At 69.9% G+C, this 17,139-nt stretch carries 14 protein-coding genes and 1 riboswitch; of the genes, 4 read left to right on the forward strand and 10 right to left on the reverse strand.

The genetic code is table 11. The features are described from left to right. Positions 1-123: 123 nt before the first annotated feature. The 8 genes from CEP50_RS11660 to CEP50_RS11695 form a co-directional block, all read right to left on the reverse strand. Complete coding sequence (locus CEP50_RS11660) at positions 124-1,524, reverse strand: (Fe-S)-binding protein (protein WP_181188346.1); 1,401 nt, start codon at positions 1,522-1,524, stop codon at positions 124-126. Beyond that, a complete protein-coding gene (locus tag CEP50_RS11665; RefSeq protein ID WP_106113980.1) occupies positions 1,524-2,807 on the reverse strand; it encodes an FAD-binding oxidoreductase in 1,284 nt (427 codons plus the stop codon). The genes CEP50_RS11660 and CEP50_RS11665 overlap by 1 nt, the downstream gene beginning before the upstream one ends. After that, positions 2,807-4,309, reverse strand: a complete 1,503-nt coding sequence (locus CEP50_RS11670; protein WP_106113981.1) for an FAD-linked oxidase C-terminal domain-containing protein — start codon at positions 4,307-4,309, stop codon at positions 2,807-2,809. The genes CEP50_RS11665 and CEP50_RS11670 overlap by 1 nt, the downstream gene beginning before the upstream one ends. A gap of 214 nt (positions 4,310-4,523) precedes the next feature. Then, positions 4,524-5,075 (reverse strand): YbaK/EbsC family protein, encoded by a 552-nt coding sequence (locus CEP50_RS11675; RefSeq protein WP_106113982.1) that lies wholly within the window; start codon positions 5,073-5,075, stop codon positions 4,524-4,526. Positions 5,076-5,145: 70 nt separating this feature from the next. After that, positions 5,146-6,051: an oxygenase MpaB family protein gene (locus CEP50_RS11680; RefSeq protein ID WP_106113983.1), complete on the reverse strand. Its 906-nt coding sequence runs from the start codon at positions 6,049-6,051 to the stop codon at positions 5,146-5,148. Between the two features lie 6 nt (positions 6,052-6,057). Further along, entirely contained in the window at positions 6,058-7,209 is a 1,152-nt protein-coding gene (locus CEP50_RS11685; protein WP_106113984.1) for an alkaline phosphatase family protein, read from the reverse strand. 143 nt (positions 7,210-7,352) lie between these two features. After that, the gene (locus tag CEP50_RS11690) at positions 7,353-8,501 is read right to left on the reverse strand and encodes an acyl-CoA dehydrogenase family protein (protein WP_106113985.1); all 1,149 of its coding nucleotides are present in this window, start codon (positions 8,499-8,501) and stop codon (positions 7,353-7,355) included. Positions 8,502-8,506: 5 nt separating this feature from the next. Next, on the reverse strand, positions 8,507-9,721 hold the full coding sequence (locus CEP50_RS11695; protein ID WP_308729372.1) for a CaiB/BaiF CoA transferase family protein: 1,215 nt from the start codon (positions 9,719-9,721) through the stop codon (positions 8,507-8,509). Between the two features lie 86 nt (positions 9,722-9,807). On the opposite strand from CEP50_RS11695, the gene CEP50_RS11700 reads away from it, so the two are divergent. Both CEP50_RS11700 and CEP50_RS11705 read left to right on the forward strand, forming a co-directional pair. Continuing rightward, positions 9,808-10,536 carry a MerR family transcriptional regulator gene (locus tag CEP50_RS11700; protein WP_106113986.1) on the forward strand — a complete coding sequence of 243 codons (729 nt, stop codon included), beginning with the start codon at positions 9,808-9,810 and terminating at the stop codon, positions 10,534-10,536. A gap of 162 nt (positions 10,537-10,698) precedes the next feature. Then, positions 10,699-11,145 carry an SSI family serine proteinase inhibitor gene (locus CEP50_RS11705; protein ID WP_106113987.1) on the forward strand — a complete coding sequence of 149 codons (447 nt, stop codon included), beginning with the start codon at positions 10,699-10,701 and terminating at the stop codon, positions 11,143-11,145. 90 nt (positions 11,146-11,235) lie between these two features. Here the strand turns inward: CEP50_RS11705 and CEP50_RS11710 are convergent, their stop codons facing one another. Together CEP50_RS11710 and gcvH are read right to left on the reverse strand one after the other, a co-directional pair. After that, positions 11,236-12,591 (reverse strand): L-serine ammonia-lyase, encoded by a 1,356-nt coding sequence (locus CEP50_RS11710; RefSeq protein ID WP_106113988.1) that lies wholly within the window; start codon positions 12,589-12,591, stop codon positions 11,236-11,238. 190 nt (positions 12,592-12,781) lie between these two features. Continuing rightward, complete coding sequence (gene gcvH, locus CEP50_RS11715) at positions 12,782-13,153, reverse strand: glycine cleavage system protein GcvH (protein WP_106113989.1); 372 nt, start codon at positions 13,151-13,153, stop codon at positions 12,782-12,784. Between the two features lie 222 nt (positions 13,154-13,375). Then, a riboswitch (glycine riboswitch) is annotated at positions 13,376-13,492 on the reverse strand. A 184-nt stretch (positions 13,493-13,676) separates the two neighbouring features. Between gcvH and CEP50_RS20775 the strand changes: the two genes are divergently transcribed. Both CEP50_RS20775 and ald read left to right on the forward strand, forming a co-directional pair. Beyond that, on the forward strand, positions 13,677-15,269 hold the full coding sequence (locus CEP50_RS20775) for a PucR family transcriptional regulator (protein ID WP_106113990.1): 1,593 nt from the start codon (positions 13,677-13,679) through the stop codon (positions 15,267-15,269). Between the two features lie 268 nt (positions 15,270-15,537). Then, entirely contained in the window at positions 15,538-16,653 is a 1,116-nt protein-coding gene (gene ald / locus CEP50_RS11725) for an alanine dehydrogenase (RefSeq protein ID WP_106113991.1), read from the forward strand. The last annotated feature ends 486 nt before the right edge of the window (positions 16,654-17,139 follow it).

The raw sequence follows: 17,139 nt of genomic DNA on the forward strand, positions 1-17,139 counted from the left end.
TTTCCTCCATGAAGAGTGTGACACCAACACTGTCACAGTCAATGGGAAACACTCGGGAGGACGGGGACGGTCCTCACCACGGACGACACCACGGCGGGGAGCGGGAGACCCGTGTCGTCGGGGTCAGCTCCCCGCCGGTGCCCGGTGGCCCAACAACGTCTCCGCCGGAAGCCCCCGCACGGCCGCGTCCAACACCTGGACGGTGTGGGCCACCGGCATCCGCTCACCACGACGACGCAGGGCGGCGGCGATCTGCATCGCACACCCGGGATTGGCCGTCACCAGCAGTTCCGCCCCCGTGGCACGGACGTTGCCCGCCTTGAGCTCACCCAGCTCCGCCGCCGGTTCCGGACGCAACAGGTTGTACACCCCGGCCGAACCACAGCAGATCTCCCCGCGCTCGATCTCCCGCACCTCCAGCCCGGGAACGGAACGCAGCAGCTCACGCGGTTGGCTCCGTATCCCCTGTCCGTGGCTGAGGTGGCAGGCGTCGTGGTAGGCCACGGTCAGCTCCAGCCGGTGCCGTTCGGCCACCGGACCCAGCTCGGCCACCAGCTCCGCCACGTCGCGCACCCGCTCGGCCAGCGACGCGGCCGCCGCGGCGTACTCCCCCTCGTCGGCCAACAGGCGGGCGTACTCCTTGAGCGTGGAACCACATCCGGCCGAGTTGACGACCACGTAGTCCACCTCCGCCGTGGTGAAGGTGTCCACGACGCGCTTGGCGAACGCCACGGCCTCCCGTTCCCGGCCGGTGTGCTCGCTGAGCGCGCCACAGCACCCCTGCCCCCGCGGGACGAGCACCTCGCACCCCTCGGAAGCCAGTACCCGTGCGGTGGCGGTGTTGACCTCGGGGAAGAAGGCGTGCTGCACACAGCCGGTGAGCATCCCCACCACCGCCCGACGCCTCCCCCGCGCCGGAACGCGTTCCGGAATCCGGGGCGTGCTCCGGACCGGAGGGGCCAACTCCTCCATCGTCCGCAGCGAGGCGGGCAACCCGTCCGTCAGCCCGGTGCGGCGCAGCAGTTCGGACAGTCCCGAACGCTGGTACAGCGCGAGCGGACCGCGCAAGGCGCGCAACCGTCGCGGGTGGGGGAACAGCCCGAAGATCAGCCGACGCAGCAGGCGCTGCCCGAGTTCGCGACGGTGGTTGCGTTCGACCTGGGCCCGGGTCCTGTTGATCAGGGGACCGTACTGCACTCCCGAGGGGCAGGCCGTCACACACGCCATGCAGCCGAGGCAGTTGTCGAAGTGCTCGACCATGCTCTCGGAGAGCGGTTCCCCGTCCAGACCGGTCTCCATCAGGTGGATCCTCCCCCGGGGGGAGTCCATCTCCTCGCCCCACAGCTCGTAGGTGGGACACGAGGGCAGACAGAAGCCACAGTGCACGCAGTCGTCGATCAGCTCCCGCTGCGGAGGGTGGAACGCGTCGAACGCCCCTCCGACACCGGAGGAGACCGGGGTGGACGGCTCCGCTCGGTCCTCCTTCCACGGGCCCGGTTCCTGCTCGGGAGTCCGCTCGCTCATCACAGCCCTCCGACGAAACGTCCCGGCGCCAGCCGGTGTTCGGGATCGAACCGCTCCTTGGTGCGCCGCATCAGTTCCCCGACACCGGGGGCCACCGGCCCCCACACGTCGACGAGTTCCTTCACCCGTCGCGGGGTGTGCACCACCGTGGTGTAGCCGGCGAGCCTTCCGGTCTCCACCCGCACCCCCTCGACCAGCCGGGCCACCGTCTCCGGGGTGACCCCGGCGGGAACGGCGCCGTGCAGCACCCCGAGTCCGGCCGCCCCGCGCAGCGCCAACGACACCCCGTGCTCCCGCTCGACTCGGCCGACCCGTTCGACCAGCTCGCCGAGGTCGGCGGGAGCGCTCGCCAGCCGCAGCAGCGTTCCCCCCGGCTCGTGGGGCAGCTCGTCCCACCACTCCGGGGCCCGGGCGAGGACCTCACCGGCGGTTCCCAAGGTCCGCTCGAACGAACGGGCGAGTTCCTCGGCCCGCTGTGCGGTGGCCCCGACACGCCCTTCCAGCTCGGCGCAGACGGTGATCCACTCCCCACCGGCGGGACGGTCCAGTTCGACGCCGGTCGGTGCGGCCTGGCAGACCCGGAACAACCGGGCGGCCTCCGCGGCGCTCTCCGAACCGGGAACCCGCACCGCGACCCACCGGCGCTCCGCCGCCAGCGGGTGCAGCCGGAAGATCGCCTCGGTCACGACACCGAGCGTTCCGTACGAACCGGTGAAGAGCTTGCCCAGGTCGTATCCGGCCACGTTCTTGACGACTTTTCCCCCGGACCGTGCCACGGTGCCGTCGGCGCGGACCACGGTCAGACCGAGCAGCAGGTCCCGCACTCCCCCGTACAGCTGGCGGCACGGCCCCGAGGTCCCGGTGGCTATCACCCCACCCAGGGTGGCCGTGGGGCGCGGGTCGGACACGGACAGCTGCTGCCCGGCACGGGCCACCACGTCCTGCACGTCCCGCAACCGCGCACCGGCTTGGGCGCGCACCACGAGGTCGCTGGCAGCGTGTTCGAGCACCTCGTCGGCAGCGGACAGGTCGAGCAACAGGTCCACCTCCTCGGCGGGCCCACCCGTGTCGAGCTTGCTGCCGCTGCCGCGTGGCACCACGGTCATCCCGTGCTCGGCAGCCACCCGCAGGATCGCGGCGGCGCTGTCGGTGCCGTCCGCACGGGCGACCCAACGGGGAGCGCCCCCGTCGACCACGTCGGACGCGGAGGGCCGCCCGACCCGTTCCTCTCCGACCGCCCTGCGGAGTGCCTCCGGGACGGTTTCCTTCGCCGGGGTACCCATCAGAACTGCTCGGCCAATCCCGCTTCGGTCAGTGGGTGCACGCCACGCCGCCTGCCCGGGGTTTCCCCGCACAACCTCGGCGTGGGGAACACCTTACCCGGATTGCACAGCCCCTCGGGGTCGAAAGCGCAGCGCAGGGACTGCATGGTGTCCAGGTCCTCGGGTGTGAACATGCGTCCCATGTAGCGCACCTTGTCGGCTCCGACGCCGTGCTCCCCCGTGATCGAACCGCCGTGTTCCACGCACAGGTCGAGGATCGCCCCGGAGACCTCCTCGGCCCGTTCGGTCTCGCCGGGGTCGGAACCGTCGAACAGCACCAGGGGATGCAGGTTCCCGTCCCCGGCGTGGAAGACGTTGGCCACCCGCACCCCGGAGGAGGCGGACAATTCGGCGATGCGGCGCAGCACGTCCGGCAGGGCGGTACGCGGTATCACCCCGTCCTGCACGATGTAGTCGCGGCTGATCCTCCCGACGGCGGCGAAGGCCGACTTGCGCCCCTTCCAGATCAGGGCGCGTTCCCGCTCGTCGGCGGCGGTGCGGATCTCGAAGGCCCCGTGTGCGGTGCAGTGCTCGGAGACCTCCGTGAAGGTGTGTTCGACCTCGGCGTGCGGACCGTCCAGCTCGACGATGAGCACCGCCCCCGCCCCTTCGGGATAGTCGCACCGCACCGCCTGCTCGGCCGCGCTGATGGAGAGGGCGTCCATCATCTCCACGGCTGCGGGGGTGATCCCGGCGGCGATGATCGCGGAGACGGCCGCACCGGCGTCGTCGGTGGTGGGGAAACCGGCCAGCAGCGTCCGCACGCTCTCCGGGGCGCGCAGCAGCCGCACGGTGATCGAGGTGACCACTCCGAGCGTTCCCTCGCTGCCGACGAACGCGCCGAGCAGGTCGTAGCCCGGTGCCTCCCGGGCGGGTCCGCCCAGCTCGACCTCTTCCCCGTCCGGAGTGACCACGGACGCGGCCAGCACATGGTTGACGGTGAACCCGTGCTTCAGGCAGTGCGCCCCGCCGGAGTTCTCCGCGACGTTGCCGCCCACGGAACAGACCTGTTGGCTGGAGGGGTCGGGGGCGAAGTAGTAGCCGTACGGCTGGGCCGCCCTGGTGACGTCGAGATTGACGACGCCGGGTTCGACCACGGCGCGTTCGTTGGCGACGTCCAGCTCCAGGATGCGGCGCATTCTGGAGGTCACCACGAGCACCCCGTCGGAACGGGGCAGGGCCCCGGCGGACAGACCCGTGCCGGATCCGCGTGCGACGAAGGGAACCCCGTGCGCCGAGCAGGTCGCGACCACGGCGCGGACCTGTTCGGCGTTCTCGGGCAGCACCACCACGGCGGGGACGCTGCGGTGACTGGCCAGGCCGTCGCACTCGTAGGTGCGGACCCGCTGTCTGTCGGTGATCACCGCCTCCCGACCGAGCAGCTCTCTCAGCCGCGCCGTGCACCCGTCGAGGTCCCCACGGGGCTCCTGCCGGGCTGGAGGTGTCAGGGCACCGGACTCCATGGCCCGCCTCCTCGTCTCGCCGTCGTCGAACGGGTTCGGCGATGTCATGTGGATCATAGGTTGAATACGACTTGGATACAAGAGATCACGGCTCACCCACAACGGAGCGCCCCGGGCGGCGATCAGCGAGCAGTCCCCGGGAGTCCGACAGCACCCCTGAGGAGGGAACCCGGAACCCCCGGGAAACGGACGGCCGACCGCCCCGCGTGGCCCCTCACGTGGCCCCGCGTGCCAGGTCGTCGAGCACCTCGGCCCGGGGCAGCTCGGTCAACGACTTCCCGGACAGCAGCAGCTTGGACCGGCGCGTGCCCGAGCCGATGATCGCCACCTCGACGTCGCGTACCGCGCCGTCCACGAGCACCCGCCACGAGTCGGGCAGCCCCAGCGGGGTGATCCCCCCGTACTCCATTCCCGTCTCCTCGACCGCCCTGTCGAGGTCCAGGAACGAGGACTTGCGCACGTCGAGGGTGCGTTTGACCGTGTCGTTGACGTCGACCTGCCGATCCGCCCGCACCACGCAGGCGGCGATCCGCTCCTCGCCCCGACGTCGTCCGGCCACGACCACACAGTTGGCCGCGACCGAGAGGGGAGCCTCCAGTGCGGACATCAGCGCCGCCGTGTCCGCGACCGACGGTTCGATCTCGGCGACGGCGACGGCGGAGGCGTGTGGCCACTCGGACAGCGCCTCGGCGACGGGCGGGGCCAGCAGTTCCGGGTGCTCGGTGGCGGGCAGCGACCTCAGGCCGTTGATCGAAGGAAGGGACATCCTCCGAGGATGCCGGTGGGCGCACCCACGAAGCCAGGCGGTGGGCCCTCCCCGCCTCCCCGAGCGCGGGTCACCCGCTCGCCTCCACCGGACAGCGGTCCAGCGCTCCGAGGTCGTCGAGGTCGTAACCGTGCGGGTAGCCGGGATAGCTGAGTTTCCTGCCCCGGCCGAGCCTGCTCACCCGGCGGGAGGGAAGCAGCCGTTCGATCCGGCCGTGCCAGCGGAGGGCCCCGGCCACCGCACGCTCCTCCCACTCCCTCGGTTCGGGGAACCCGAAGGCCGTGCGCATGGCCGGTTCCAGCCCGGCGACGAAACCGCGGGCGACCAGCCACCGCATCGGGCGGGGGAACCACGCGCACACCATCGCCAGACTGTCCAGCCCCACGGCCCGGTTGCTCTCGGCGAACACGAAGTGCTCCGCCTCGTACTCCCGGTTGAACCGCTCGAACTCCGCGTAGTCCGGAATGGAGCGGATCCCCATACGCCGTCCCACCTGCCGGTAGTAGTGGTAGGCGGCCAGCCGTTCGTGCTCACTCAACGAACGCCACCCGTAGGCGTCGATCCACCGGATCGGATCGTAGACGAAGGTGGACAGCACGTAGAGCATGTCGTCGTTGCTGATGTCGTAGCGCCCGTGCATCCGGTTGATCATCCGCAGCGACCGCTTGCCCTGCCGCGAGTCGTAGCCGTGCCGTCCCAGTTCCTCCATGAGGATGGAGGTGTCGTCGTAGCGTTTCTGGGTCCTGCAGGCGAACTCACCGGTACGCTGCAACAGCCCCGAAATGCTCGGCACGCAGAACGTGCGGAACAGCGCCAGCTCCAACGCCCTCCGGTAGTCCCAGGGAAACTCCAGACCGGCCGATATGCGGTATATCAGGGTGTGGTCCCGCTCCGGATCCAGGTCGCGGATCAGCCGCAGCCGGGCGAACTTGCCCAACGGGTCGAACCACGGCTGTCTGACCTCGGCCTCGGACACAACCTCTCACCCCTGTGCGAGCAGCATGGGAACGTACTGTTCCTCGGCCGTCAACGAACCGTGCTGACCGAGAAGAGCCGCCTCGTTCGGCTCGGAGCGTGAACGGACCATTCCATTGTGACGTGCCAGTGCGATCACGTCACCCACCCGGGCTCGCACCTCGTCGGTGGGCCGCGCACCGAACCAACCGGCGGCGACGGCCTCCTCGGCGGTGACCACGAGACCGTCCGTTCCCAGCCGCTCGGCCCACGTGGCGCGCACCCGCTCGGTGGCACCCGGTTCGGTGTAGACATGCCGGACCCGCGCCTCCCCGCCCACCAGCCGCACCCCGGAGAGCAGCTCGGGCTCCGCGTCGATGTCCAGGGACAGCTCCGGAACCACGTCAACCATGCCGTGGTCGGCCACCACGAGCAGGACGGCCCCGCGCGGCAGACGCTCGACGAGCGAGCGCACCAGGGTGTCCACCTGACGCAGTTGCATCCGCCAGGGCAGCGAACCCGGCCCGTGCACGTGGCCCAGCATGTCCAGTTGTCCGTGGTAGCCGTAGCACAGCACGGGTGAGGGGGCGGTGAGCGCCGCCGACATCTCGGCGGCGAGATCACCCAGCGCACGGATTCCCCGGAACGTCCCACCACGCAGGGCTGCCCGGGTGAGCCCGGTCCCTCCGAACTCGGCCGGGACGACGATCCTGGTGTCCACCCCGTGGGCACGCGCGCGTTCGGGCACCGGATCGTTCGGCTGGACCTCCTCCGGCGGCCAGCGCTCCAGCAGGCTCCCGCCCGCCCCGGAACCGTCCTTGCCCGTCCAGGAGAGCGGACGCAACAGCCCTCCCCCCGGCTCGGCGAAGGAATAGCCGACGATCCCGTGGCTGCCGGAGGGACACCCCGTACCCAGCGAGGTGATGCTCGTGGCCGTGGTCGTCGGGAAACCCGCGGCGCCGGGAGTACCGGTGTCCAGGGAGGCGAGCAGCGGCGCGTCCGTGGCGTGCTCCCGCAGCAACCGCCACCCCAGACCGTCCACCAGCAACACGGCGGCACTGCCGCAGGAGGGGAGTCCGATGGTGTCGGTGAATCCGGAGACCCCCATGGCCCCCAGCGCCGAGGGAAGCACCTCGGCCAACCGCCACTCGGCATCGCCCGGGGCGACGATCCAGTCCATCCTGTCAACCTTCCGGCTTCCGCGACGGGACTTCCGGCAGCACGGAAACACGTCCCTCGGGGTGTTCCCGCCTCCGGGGGCTCCCTCCGGGATGGCACGAGCGGTCACGTCAGCGCACCGCGCACGACCGGGCTCACCGCCCGCTAGAAGCCCAGCTGCCTGCCCACGATCTCCTTCATGATCTCCGTCGTGCCCCCGTAGATAGTCTGGACCCTCGTGTCCAGGAAGGCCTTCGCTATCGGGTACTCGAGCATGTAACCGTACCCTCCGTGCAGCTGCAGGCACCTGTCCACCACGCGCTTGTTCATCTCGGTCACCCACCACTTGGCCATGGCGGCGTGCTCGATACTCAGTTCACCGTGAACGTGCTCACTGATGCAACGGTCGACGAAGACCCGGCCGATCTCCACCTCGGTGGCGATCTCGGCGAGTTCGAACCGCGTGTTCTGGAACTTGCCGATCGGCCTGCCGAAGGCCGTGCGCTCCGCGCAGTACTCCTTGGTCATCTCCAGGGCCTTGGCGGCCCCGGCGGCCGAGGCGACCGCGATGGACAGCCGTTCCTGCGGCAGGTTCTGCATCAGGTAGATGAACCCCTGCCCCTCCTCCCCGAGCAGATTGGCGGCGGGAACGCGGACGTCGTTGAAGAACAGCTCCGCGGTGTCCTGGGACTTCTGCCCGATCTTCTCCAGGTTGCGGCCCCGTTCGAAACCCGGGCTGTCGCTGTCGACGACCAGCAGGCTGATGCCCTCGTGGCCCACCTCCGGGTCGGGGTTCGTCCGGGCGACCACGATGACCAGGTCGGCGTTGATGCCGTTGCTGATGAACGTCTTCTGCCCGTTCAGCACGTACTCGTCACCGTCGCGTACGGCGGTGGTCCGGATTCCCTGCAGGTCGCTGCCGGCTCCCGGCTCGGTCATCGCGATGGCCGTGATGGTCTCCCCGGTGCAGAAACCCGGCAGCCAGCGCTGCTTCTGCTCCTCGGTGGCCAGCTTGGTCAGGTAGGGCACGTTGATGTCGTTGTGCACCGGCGCCCCGAAGCCGGTCACCCCGGCGGCGACCAGTTCCTCGTCCAGCACGGCGTTGAACCGGAAGTCGTCGACGCCCCCACCGCCGAAGCGCTCCTCGACGGCGATGCCGAGCAGTCCCTGCTCCCCGGCCCTGCGCCAGGCCTGCCGGCTGACGATCCCCGCTTCCTCCCACTCCTGCTGGTGGGGCACCAGCTCCCTGGCGATGAAGGTACGGCAGGTCTCGCGGAACGCCTCGTGGTCCTCGTTGAATATTTCCCTGCGCATCCGTCTCACATCTCCCGTCGACTGTCGAGGTCGCCGTGCAGGGCGCCGGACCGCAGCAGTTCCTCCCTGCCGGCCACGCCCCATGCGTGCAACACCCCGGCGGTGTCCGCCCCCGCCTCCGGCACGGCTCCGGGACGCGGGTTGGGTGTCGCGGAGAAACGCGGCGCGGCGGCGGGCTGCACCACGTCCTCGGTGCGCACGAGCGTGCCTCTGGCACGCACGTGCGGATGTTCGGCCGCCTCGGTCATGGACAGCACCGGGCTGACGCAGGCGTCCGTGCCGTCGAACACCTCGGTCCAGTACTCCCGTGTCCCGCCCGCGAAGGTCTCGGCCAGCCTCGCGCGGATCTCGGGCCAGTTCGCCGGGTCGTCCCGGTCCGGCAGCCGGTCCGCGAGTCCGAGCCTGTCCACCAGTTCCGCGTAGAACCCGGGTTCCAGCGCCCCCACGGCCACGTACTCGCCGTCCGAGGTGGGGTACACGTCGTAGAAGGGGGCGCCGCCGTCGAGCAGGTTGGTCCCGCGCTCGGTGGTCCAGCCCCCCGTGGCCACCATGCCGTAGAGCATGGTGGCCAGGTGGGCCGTTCCGTCCACGATGGACGCGTCCACCACCTGGCCGCCCTCTCCCGAACGGGCGCGCAGCAGGGCGGCCAGCACGCCCACGGCGAGGTACATCGCTCCGCCACCGAAGTCCCCCAGCAGGTTCGCCGGGAAAGTCGGGGGTCCCCCCGCCCTCCCGCTGGCGTGGAGCGCGCCGCTGAGGGCGATGTAGTCGATGTCGTGGCCCGCGGTCCCCGCCAACGGCCCGTCCTGGCCCCAGCCGGTCATCCGCCCGTAGACCAGGGCGGGGTTGCGCGCGAAGCACTCCGTCGGGCCGAACCCCAGGCGTTCGGCCACCCCGGGCCGGAATCCCTCCAGCAGCACGTCGGCTCGTTCGACGAGGGCCAGCAGGGCCGACGGGCCGTGTTCGTGCTTGAGGTCGACCAGCATCGAGCGTTTCCCCCGGTTGAGCAGGTCCTGGCGCCCCGCCGGCTCGGTGGGGCGTTCCACCCGGACGACCTCGGCCCCCAGGTCGGCCAACAGCATGGCGCAGAACGGAGCGGGGCCCAGCCCGGCCAGTTCGACCACCCGCACTCCCGCCAGCGGCCCGGAGCCCCCCGTTCGCCCCGTCGACTCCGCGGTGGATCCATCCGCCGAACTCGCCACCTCGACACCTTCCTTCACGCGTGCGTGACCTCGGACACCCTTATTTCGACGCGGTTAGTGTTACACTCCTGGTGTCACATTGGTCAAGTAGTATCCTGCGGGACATGCTCCGAACAGCAGACGAAGAACTCACGATCGACGAGCTGGCCTCCAGATCGGGAGTCACCGTGCGAACGGTGCGCTTCTACGCGTCCCGCGGTCTGCTCCCCCCGCCACGACTGCGTGGCCGGGTGGGGCTGTACGGAGCTGACCATCTGGCCCGCCTGGAACTCATCCGCGAGCTGCAGAACCTCGGTTTCACCCTCAACGCCATAGAACGCCACCTGGAACGTCTCCCCTCCGACGCGGCCCCCGAGGAACTCGCGCTCCAGCGCGCCCTGCTGGCCCCCTGGACGGACGACCAGGCCGAACACCTCGACCGGCACGAACTGGACCGGCGCGCCGGGCGCACACTGGAGGACACCGAGATCGAACAGCTGTTCACCCTGGGGATCCTGGAGGAGCCCCAGCAGGAAGCGGGGAGGCAGGAGGAGTTCCGGCTGACCAGCGCCTCCATGTTGAGCGTGGGCCTGCGCATCATCGAGCTCGACCTGCCACCGGACATGCTGCTGCGGGCCAAGGAGCTCGTGGAGCAGCACACCACCAGAATGGCCGAGGAGCTGCGCGAGCTCTTCGCGGCGAACGTGCTGCGGCCCTACATGGAACGGGGTCGTCCGGAGGAGGAACGGGAACGGATCCGCGCCACCGCCGACCAGCTGCGCCCGTTGACGATCCAGGTGCTGGTCAACGGTTTCCAACGGGCGGTCAACGAGGTGATCCGCAACCACGTCTGAGTCCGGGCGGCCCTTCGGGCCGCACCGGTCCCGCGCGCCCGGCGACCCCCTCGAACGGGGGAAACTCGATCCGGTGATCTTGCGACGTGATTGCGGCGTTCGCCCCCGTCCGCCGGGTAACCATGTTGGAGTCAGTCCCGATCGTACGGAGGGAAATCCGACATGGGCGTTTCTCGGATCGTCAGCCGATCCTTAGTCGCGGCGGCGGCCGTGCTGGCCACCGCGCTCGTCCCGCTCGCCCCGCAGGCGGCGGCGACTCCACCGGAGTCACCGGAGGACACGGCGACCACCCGGCCCGAGATAAGCATGCTCGACCTGCGGGTGACACCGGGAGACCGCACGAAGGACTCCAAAGCGGCGATACTGCGCTGCGACCCGGCCGGTGGCACGCACCCGCGAGCCACAGTGGCCTGTGAGCAACTCGCCGCCGTCCACGGCGAGTTCGAGTCCCTGCGAGCGGGCAAGGCGAAACCGATGTGCCCGCTGGTGTACCGCCCGGTGACCGTCACGGCCACCGGCACCTGGAAGAACAGTCCCGTGCGCTACAGCCAGACGTACTCCAACGCCTGCGAGATGCGCGCCTACACCGGGAAGGTTTTCGCCTTCTGAGGGATGAACCCTCCGGGGGATGCTCGGACCGCGCCGTAGTTCCCACGGGCGCGGTCCGAGAGCAGGTTCCGACCACGGTTCGTTCCCCGCTCAGCACTCGATCACGTTGACGGCCAACCCGCCGCGCGCGGTCTCCTTGTACTTGTCCTTCATGTCGTCGCCGGTGGCACGCATGGTCGCGATGACCTTGTCCAGCGACACGAAGTGACTGCCGTCCCCCCGCAGGGCCATCCTCGCCGCGGTGATCGCCTTCACCGCGGCCACGGCGTTGCGTTCGATGCACGGGATCTGCACCAAACCCTCGATCGGGTCGCAGGTCAGTCCCAGGTTGTGCTCCATGGCGATCTCCGCGGCGTTCTCCACCTGCTCCGGGGTGCCCCCGAGCACCTCGGCCAAACCTGCGGCGGCCATGGAACAGGCCGATCCGACCTCACCCTGGCACCCCACCTCCGCACCGGAGATCGAGGCGTTCTCCTTGAACAACACCCCCACCGCCCCGGCGGCGAGGAGGAAGCGCACCACCCCCGAGCCACTGGCCCCCGGCAGGAACCGCATGTAGTAGTGCAGCACGGCGGGAACGATGCCCGCCGCCCCGTTCGTCGGAGCGGTGACGACCCGACCACCGGCGGCGTTCTCCTCGTTCACGGCGAGGGCGTACACCGTCACCCACTCCATGGGGTCGTCGAAGTCGCCGAGCTTGGACCGGAGTTCGCAGGCACGACGCCGCACGTTCAGCCCGCCCGGCAGCGAACCGGTGCTGTTGCACCCGTTGTGCACGCACTCGCGCATGACGTGCCAGATCCCCAACAGCTCGTCGGCGACCCGCTGCTCGTCCCGCCAGGCGAGCTCGTTGGCCCACATCAGGTCGCTGACCGACTTGCCCGACTCGGCACAGCGCCGCAGCAGTTCCTCCCCGGTGCGGAACGGGTGGGCCAGCTCGGTGGCGTCCTGCTTGATCCGATCGGTGCCGGTCGCCTCCTCATCGACGACGAACCCCCCACCGACCGAGTAGTACACCGCCGTGCACAGCGAGGTTCCGTCCCCGGAGGAGGCGGTGAAACGCATACCGTTGGGATGGACGGGCAGGGTCTCCCGCCGGTACATCACGAGGTCCTCGTCGGAGTCGAAGCGGATCTCGTGGGTGCCGTCCAACGACAGTCGTCCCTCGGCGCGGATCTCGTCGACCCTGCCGGAAACCGCGATCGGATCGACCGTCTCCGGGCGGTGCCCCTCCAGGCCCAGCAGCACCGCCTTGGGGCTGCCGTGACCGTGCCCGGTGGCGCCGAGCGAACCGAACAGCTCGGCACGCACGCGCGTGACACGTCCCAACAGGTTCTGTCCGCGCAGCCGCTCCACGAAGCGCGCGGCGGCACGCATCGGACCCACGGTGTGTGAACTGGACGGGCCGATCCCCACCGAGAAAAGATCGAAGACACTGATCGCCATTGATCGTCTCTTCTTCGCGTATCGAGTTCGGTTCCGGCGGGGCGGAGAACCGCGTCGGCTCACCACCCCGCCGGGATGTCCTTCAGGACCGGCAGGCCCCTGTCAGGTGTTCACTCCCGGCCCCACGAGCGGCCCCGGGCCGGAGTCCGGCTCCGCACCCGCCCGTAGAGGTTCCGGCGAACAGCCCCGGTCACTCACCGGTCAGTTCGGCGTACTGCCCCGAATCGAGCAACGAGCCGTACTCACTGACGCGCATCTCGAACAGCCACCCGTCCCCGAAGGGGTCCGCGTTGATCTGCTCCGGCGCGTCGACCACCGCCTGGTTGACCGCGGTGACCTCACCGCTGGCCGGGGCGTACAGGTCACTGACGGACTTGGTGGACTCCAGCTCACCACAGGCCTCACCGGCGGTGATCTCCTGGCCCTCCTGGGGGAGGTCCACATAGACGATGTCACCGAGCGCGTTGGCCGCGTACGGCGTGACGCCGACGCGCACGACCTCGCCGCGTTCGGCGAGCCACTCGTGCTCCTCGGTGTACTTGAGGTCCGTGGGCAGGCTCATGGGGAGGCTCCATCACTGTCGTTTGGACACGGTTCTCGATGGCACGTCGCCACCGTCACGCGATCAACACCGCGCCGACCCCCGTCGCGACGGGCGTCCGGCAGTACCGTATCCGCGTACTTGGCGGCCTCCCCCTCTGTTGCGGAACCTGAGAGCTTCACCGCACCGTTGCGGTTTGCACCGTGGGTGCGCACGCCCGAAGGGTGCGCTTTCCAGAGTTGCCTCGGTCGGGCGGTACGGGTGCCTGAGAGTTTGCGGGGAGTTTTGCTCCTTCGGCGCCCGGTCGGCACGCTCCGCGGAAACCGCGTCGGTGCGCCGGGACTCTCCCGCCCGATGTCGTCGGCCGATATGCGATTGTCGCTGTGTTCGGCAACGATAACCCGGCGGATGACGGTGTCCAACCCCAACCCCGCACAGCGGGACGGATCACCACCGAGAGTGTGAGCACGGACACCGGTGCCGGCCTCCCGGCGCGTTCCGGGGCCGCGGAAACCCGTCGTGGCTCAGACGCGAGGAGCGGGTGATGGTCGACGTCCAGGCACTGGTGGAACGGGTGGGCCCCACGCTGCTGCGCCCGGTGACGTCGCCGCAGGTCCGGTGCGACGTGGCGGACGTGGTCATCGCGGAACCGGACGACCCTCGCGGGGTTGCCACCGGGGACGTGGTGCTCGGCGTGGGGATCACCACCGAACGACAGGCGGTGGAACTCACGGAGGCCTGTGGCGGGCACGGGGCGGCGGCCGTGCTGATCAAGCCTCCGCTGTGCACGGCGGATGCCGTGTGTCGGGCGGCCGAACACCACGGGGTGGGCCTGGTCGAGGTGCGCGGCGGAACGGCCTGGGCCCAGCTCGTCTGGCTGCTGCGTGCCGCCCTCGCCGGGAACGAGGTCCCGGACTCCGCCTCAGAACCACCCCGGCTGGGATCCTCCGGGGCGGGCGACCTGTTCCGGTTGGCCGACGCGGTGGCCGAGATGGTCGACGCTCCGGTGACCATCGAGGACGCGCATTCCCGGGTGCTGGCCTACTCCGCCCGGCAGGATCTGGCCGACCCCGCCCGGATCTCCACGATCATGGGACGTGGCCAACCGGAGGACGTGCTCGCGAAGTTCCGGGCCAGGGGGACGTTCCGACAGCTGACCAAGGGCGGCTCGGCGATCTACGTCCCCGAACAGCCCGACGGGACGCTGCCCCGCCTGGTCGTTCCCATCCGCATGGGTGGTGAACTGCTCGGGTCCATGTGGGCCGTGGTCACCGGGGAGGTCTCCGAGCAGCGGGCCTCCGCCTTCGCCGACACCGCCGCGCTGGTCGCCCTCCAGCTGCTGCGGCACAGGATGTTGACCGACTCCGAACGCCGGCGTTCCGCCCGGCTGGTGCGGCTCCTGCTGGATGGGGCGGAGGGCTGGCGGTCCGCGGCGAACGAGCTGGGGGTGCGGGCGGAACCGCACCGGGTGGTGGCGATCGACGTGCGGGCCGGGGACGGCATGGACGAGGGGCACCGCCTCGCCGTGTGGGAGTGGATCACCCGGGGGGTCGGTCACCGTCCGCTGGTCGCCGAGTCGGGAGGGGTGCTGTACGCGGTGGTGCCGGACCGCACCGGCCCGGGTGGCTGGCCCGCCCTCCGCGAGGCGCTGCTGGCCCACATACACGAACTGGTTCCGGAGAGCTCGCGTCCGCTGGTGGCGGCCGGAACCGCGGTGGCCGTGGCCGAACTCCCCACCTCACGCGGAGGAGCGGACGAGGTGCTCGGGCTGTTGCGGGCGGGCCTGGTCGACCGGGAGGTGGCGGTGTACGAGGACCTCTGGCACCCGCTCGTGCTCACCAGGATGGCGGGCGCCTCCGCGGACGCCGGGATCGGGGAGCTGGGTCCGTTGGGAGTGTTGCGCGAGCACGACCGCAACCACGGAACCGAGTACCTGAACACGCTGTACTCCTGGCTGCGGCGCCCGGGGGATCCCAGAACGGCCAGTCGGGAGCTGCGGGTGCATCCCAACACCTTCCGGTACCGGATGAAGCGGTTGAACGAGCTCGTCGAGGTCGATCTCGACGACCCCGAGGTCCGTGCGGCGCTGCTGGTGCAGCTGTTGAGCGAGCTGTGGAACCCGCACGGCCGATCCTGAACCCCGGGGGCTTGCGGCTGCGACGTGCACTCCGCCGGAAGGCCCTTTGTGCCGCCACAACAACACCTTCCGGGCAATCTCATTCCGTGGGAACGATGCGCCGCGTCCGCTGACGGCGCATCGTAGTGCGCACGAACTCCGTTCCTGCCTGACGACTCCGCAACCCGCCGGTTCCCCGCCCGGGAGACGACCTCCTTCCGGCGACGTCCGGCCGGTTCGGCGATCACCCGAGCAGGTTCGAGACAGGTGTGCGAGGAAAGGAAAGACCGTGCAGATCGCCGTACCCCGCGAAATCAAGAACAACGAGTACCGTGTGGCACTCACCCCCGCCGGGGTACACGAGTTCGTCAGCCGGGGCCACGAGGTTTTCGTGGAGACGGGTGCGGGCCTGGGGTCCTCCATCCCGGACGAGGAGTTCCTCGCGGCCGGAGCCAAGGTGCTGCCCACCGCCGAGGACGTCTGGGGCGAGGGGGAGCTGGTACTCAAGGTCAAGGAACCGATCGCCGAGGAGTACCCCCGCCTGCGGCGGGACCAGGTGTTGTTCACCTACCTGCACCTGGCGGCCTCCGCCCAGCTCACCAACGCGCTGCTCGACTCGGGGGTGACCGGTATCGCCTACGAGACGGTGCAGAACTCCGAGGGGAAGCTGCCGCTGCTCGCCCCGATGAGCGAGGTCGCGGGCAGACTCGCCCCGCAGGTGGGGGCGTACTCGTTGATGCGGCCGAGCGGGGGGCGCGGAATGCTGCCCGGCGGGGTGCCCGGTGTTCCCCCGGCGCGTGTGGTGGTCATCGGCGGTGGTGTGGCCGGACTCAACGCGGCCCGCGTGGCGCTCGGCATGGGCGCGGACATCGAACTGCTGGACACGAACGTGGACAAGCTCCGGGAGATAGACCGCGAGTTCGAGGGCAGGATCCGCACCGTCACCTCGAACCGCTACAGCGTCGAGCAGGCGGTGCGCAACGCCGACCTGGTCATCGGTGCCGTGCTGATCCCGGGTGCCAAGGCGCCCAAACTCGTCTCCAACGAGCTGGTCTCCCACATGAAGCCGGGCAGCGTGCTGGTGGACATCGCCATCGACCAGGGAGGATGCTTCGCGGACTCGCGTCCCACCACCCACGACGAGCCGACCTACCGGGTGCACGACTCGGTCTTCTACTGCGTGGCCAACATGCCGGGTGCCGTCCCGAACACCTCCACCCACGCGTTGACCAACGTGACCATGCCCTACGCGCTGCGGATCGCCGACAGGGGCTGGCACGCCGCGTGCCGGGAGGACGAGGCACTCGCCCGGGGGTTGAACACGCACGACGGGATGTTGTTCAACGAGCCCGTGGCCACGGCCCACGGCCTGTCCTTCAGTGACGTGAGCGGCGTGCTCGACTGACCGTCCTGCCGGTGGTCCGCTCTCCGGGAACGGTTCCGCGCGGTGGGCAGACGGGTGACACACGGAACAGGGCCCCGTGGCCGGTCGACCGGCCACGGGGCCCTGCACGTAGGGGCGGCCTGCTCAACCAGCCTGGGGGTCACCGGGAGCTGGCCGCCAGCCCCAGTGTAGAACACACTCTCCGGGTAACCGAAGGGATAACAACAGATGTTCTCCGATTTTCTCGGAGTTCGACTACTCCCACGTTCTCGACTCACTCCTAAGAGTGAAAAAACGAGCAAAATCTGAAGTTTTTACATATTAGTGTCGATACCGGTCCTCGGACGCACGTTCCGGATGGACGGGGAAACCACCGGTTCGCCGAGCGGTTTCCTCCCGCCCGGAAGCACGGCCACGAACAACGCCCCGAACCGAAGGACCCCGATGCACCCCGACCCGAACCGATCGCAGCACCGGCGCGCAAGCACGGAACACAGCACCGAAAGC

Origin of the sequence: Actinopolyspora mortivallis, assembly GCF_003001495.1 — a bacterium.
In the GTDB taxonomy this organism is placed as follows: domain Bacteria; phylum Actinomycetota; class Actinomycetes; order Mycobacteriales; family Pseudonocardiaceae; genus Actinopolyspora; species Actinopolyspora mortivallis_A.

Excerpts from the sequence above, each read along its gene's own strand:
- CEP50_RS11675 (WP_106113982.1), bottom strand. The coding sequence starts at position 5,075 with ATGTCCCTTCCTTCGATCAACGGCCTGAGGTCGCTGCCCGCCACCGAG.
- CEP50_RS11660 (WP_181188346.1), bottom strand. The coding sequence starts at position 1,524 with ATGAGCGAGCGGACTCCCGAGCAGGAACCGGGCCCGTGGAAGGAGGAC.
- CEP50_RS11690 (WP_106113985.1), bottom strand. The coding sequence starts at position 8,501 with ATGCGCAGGGAAATATTCAACGAGGACCACGAGGCGTTCCGCGAGACC.
- CEP50_RS11710 (WP_106113988.1), bottom strand. The coding sequence starts at position 12,591 with ATGGCGATCAGTGTCTTCGATCTTTTCTCGGTGGGGATCGGCCCGTCC.
- CEP50_RS11705 (WP_106113987.1), top strand. The coding sequence starts at position 10,699 with ATGGGCGTTTCTCGGATCGTCAGCCGATCCTTAGTCGCGGCGGCGGCC.
- CEP50_RS11670 (WP_106113981.1), bottom strand. The coding sequence starts at position 4,309 with ATGGAGTCCGGTGCCCTGACACCTCCAGCCCGGCAGGAGCCCCGTGGG.
- CEP50_RS11685 (WP_106113984.1), bottom strand. The coding sequence starts at position 7,209 with ATGGACTGGATCGTCGCCCCGGGCGATGCCGAGTGGCGGTTGGCCGAG.
- gcvH (WP_106113989.1), bottom strand. The coding sequence starts at position 13,153 with ATGAGCCTGCCCACGGACCTCAAGTACACCGAGGAGCACGAGTGGCTC.
- CEP50_RS20775 (WP_106113990.1), top strand. The coding sequence starts at position 13,677 with ATGGTCGACGTCCAGGCACTGGTGGAACGGGTGGGCCCCACGCTGCTG.
- CEP50_RS11700 (WP_106113986.1), top strand. The coding sequence starts at position 9,808 with ATGCTCCGAACAGCAGACGAAGAACTCACGATCGACGAGCTGGCCTCC.
- CEP50_RS11665 (WP_106113980.1), bottom strand. The coding sequence starts at position 2,807 with ATGGGTACCCCGGCGAAGGAAACCGTCCCGGAGGCACTCCGCAGGGCG.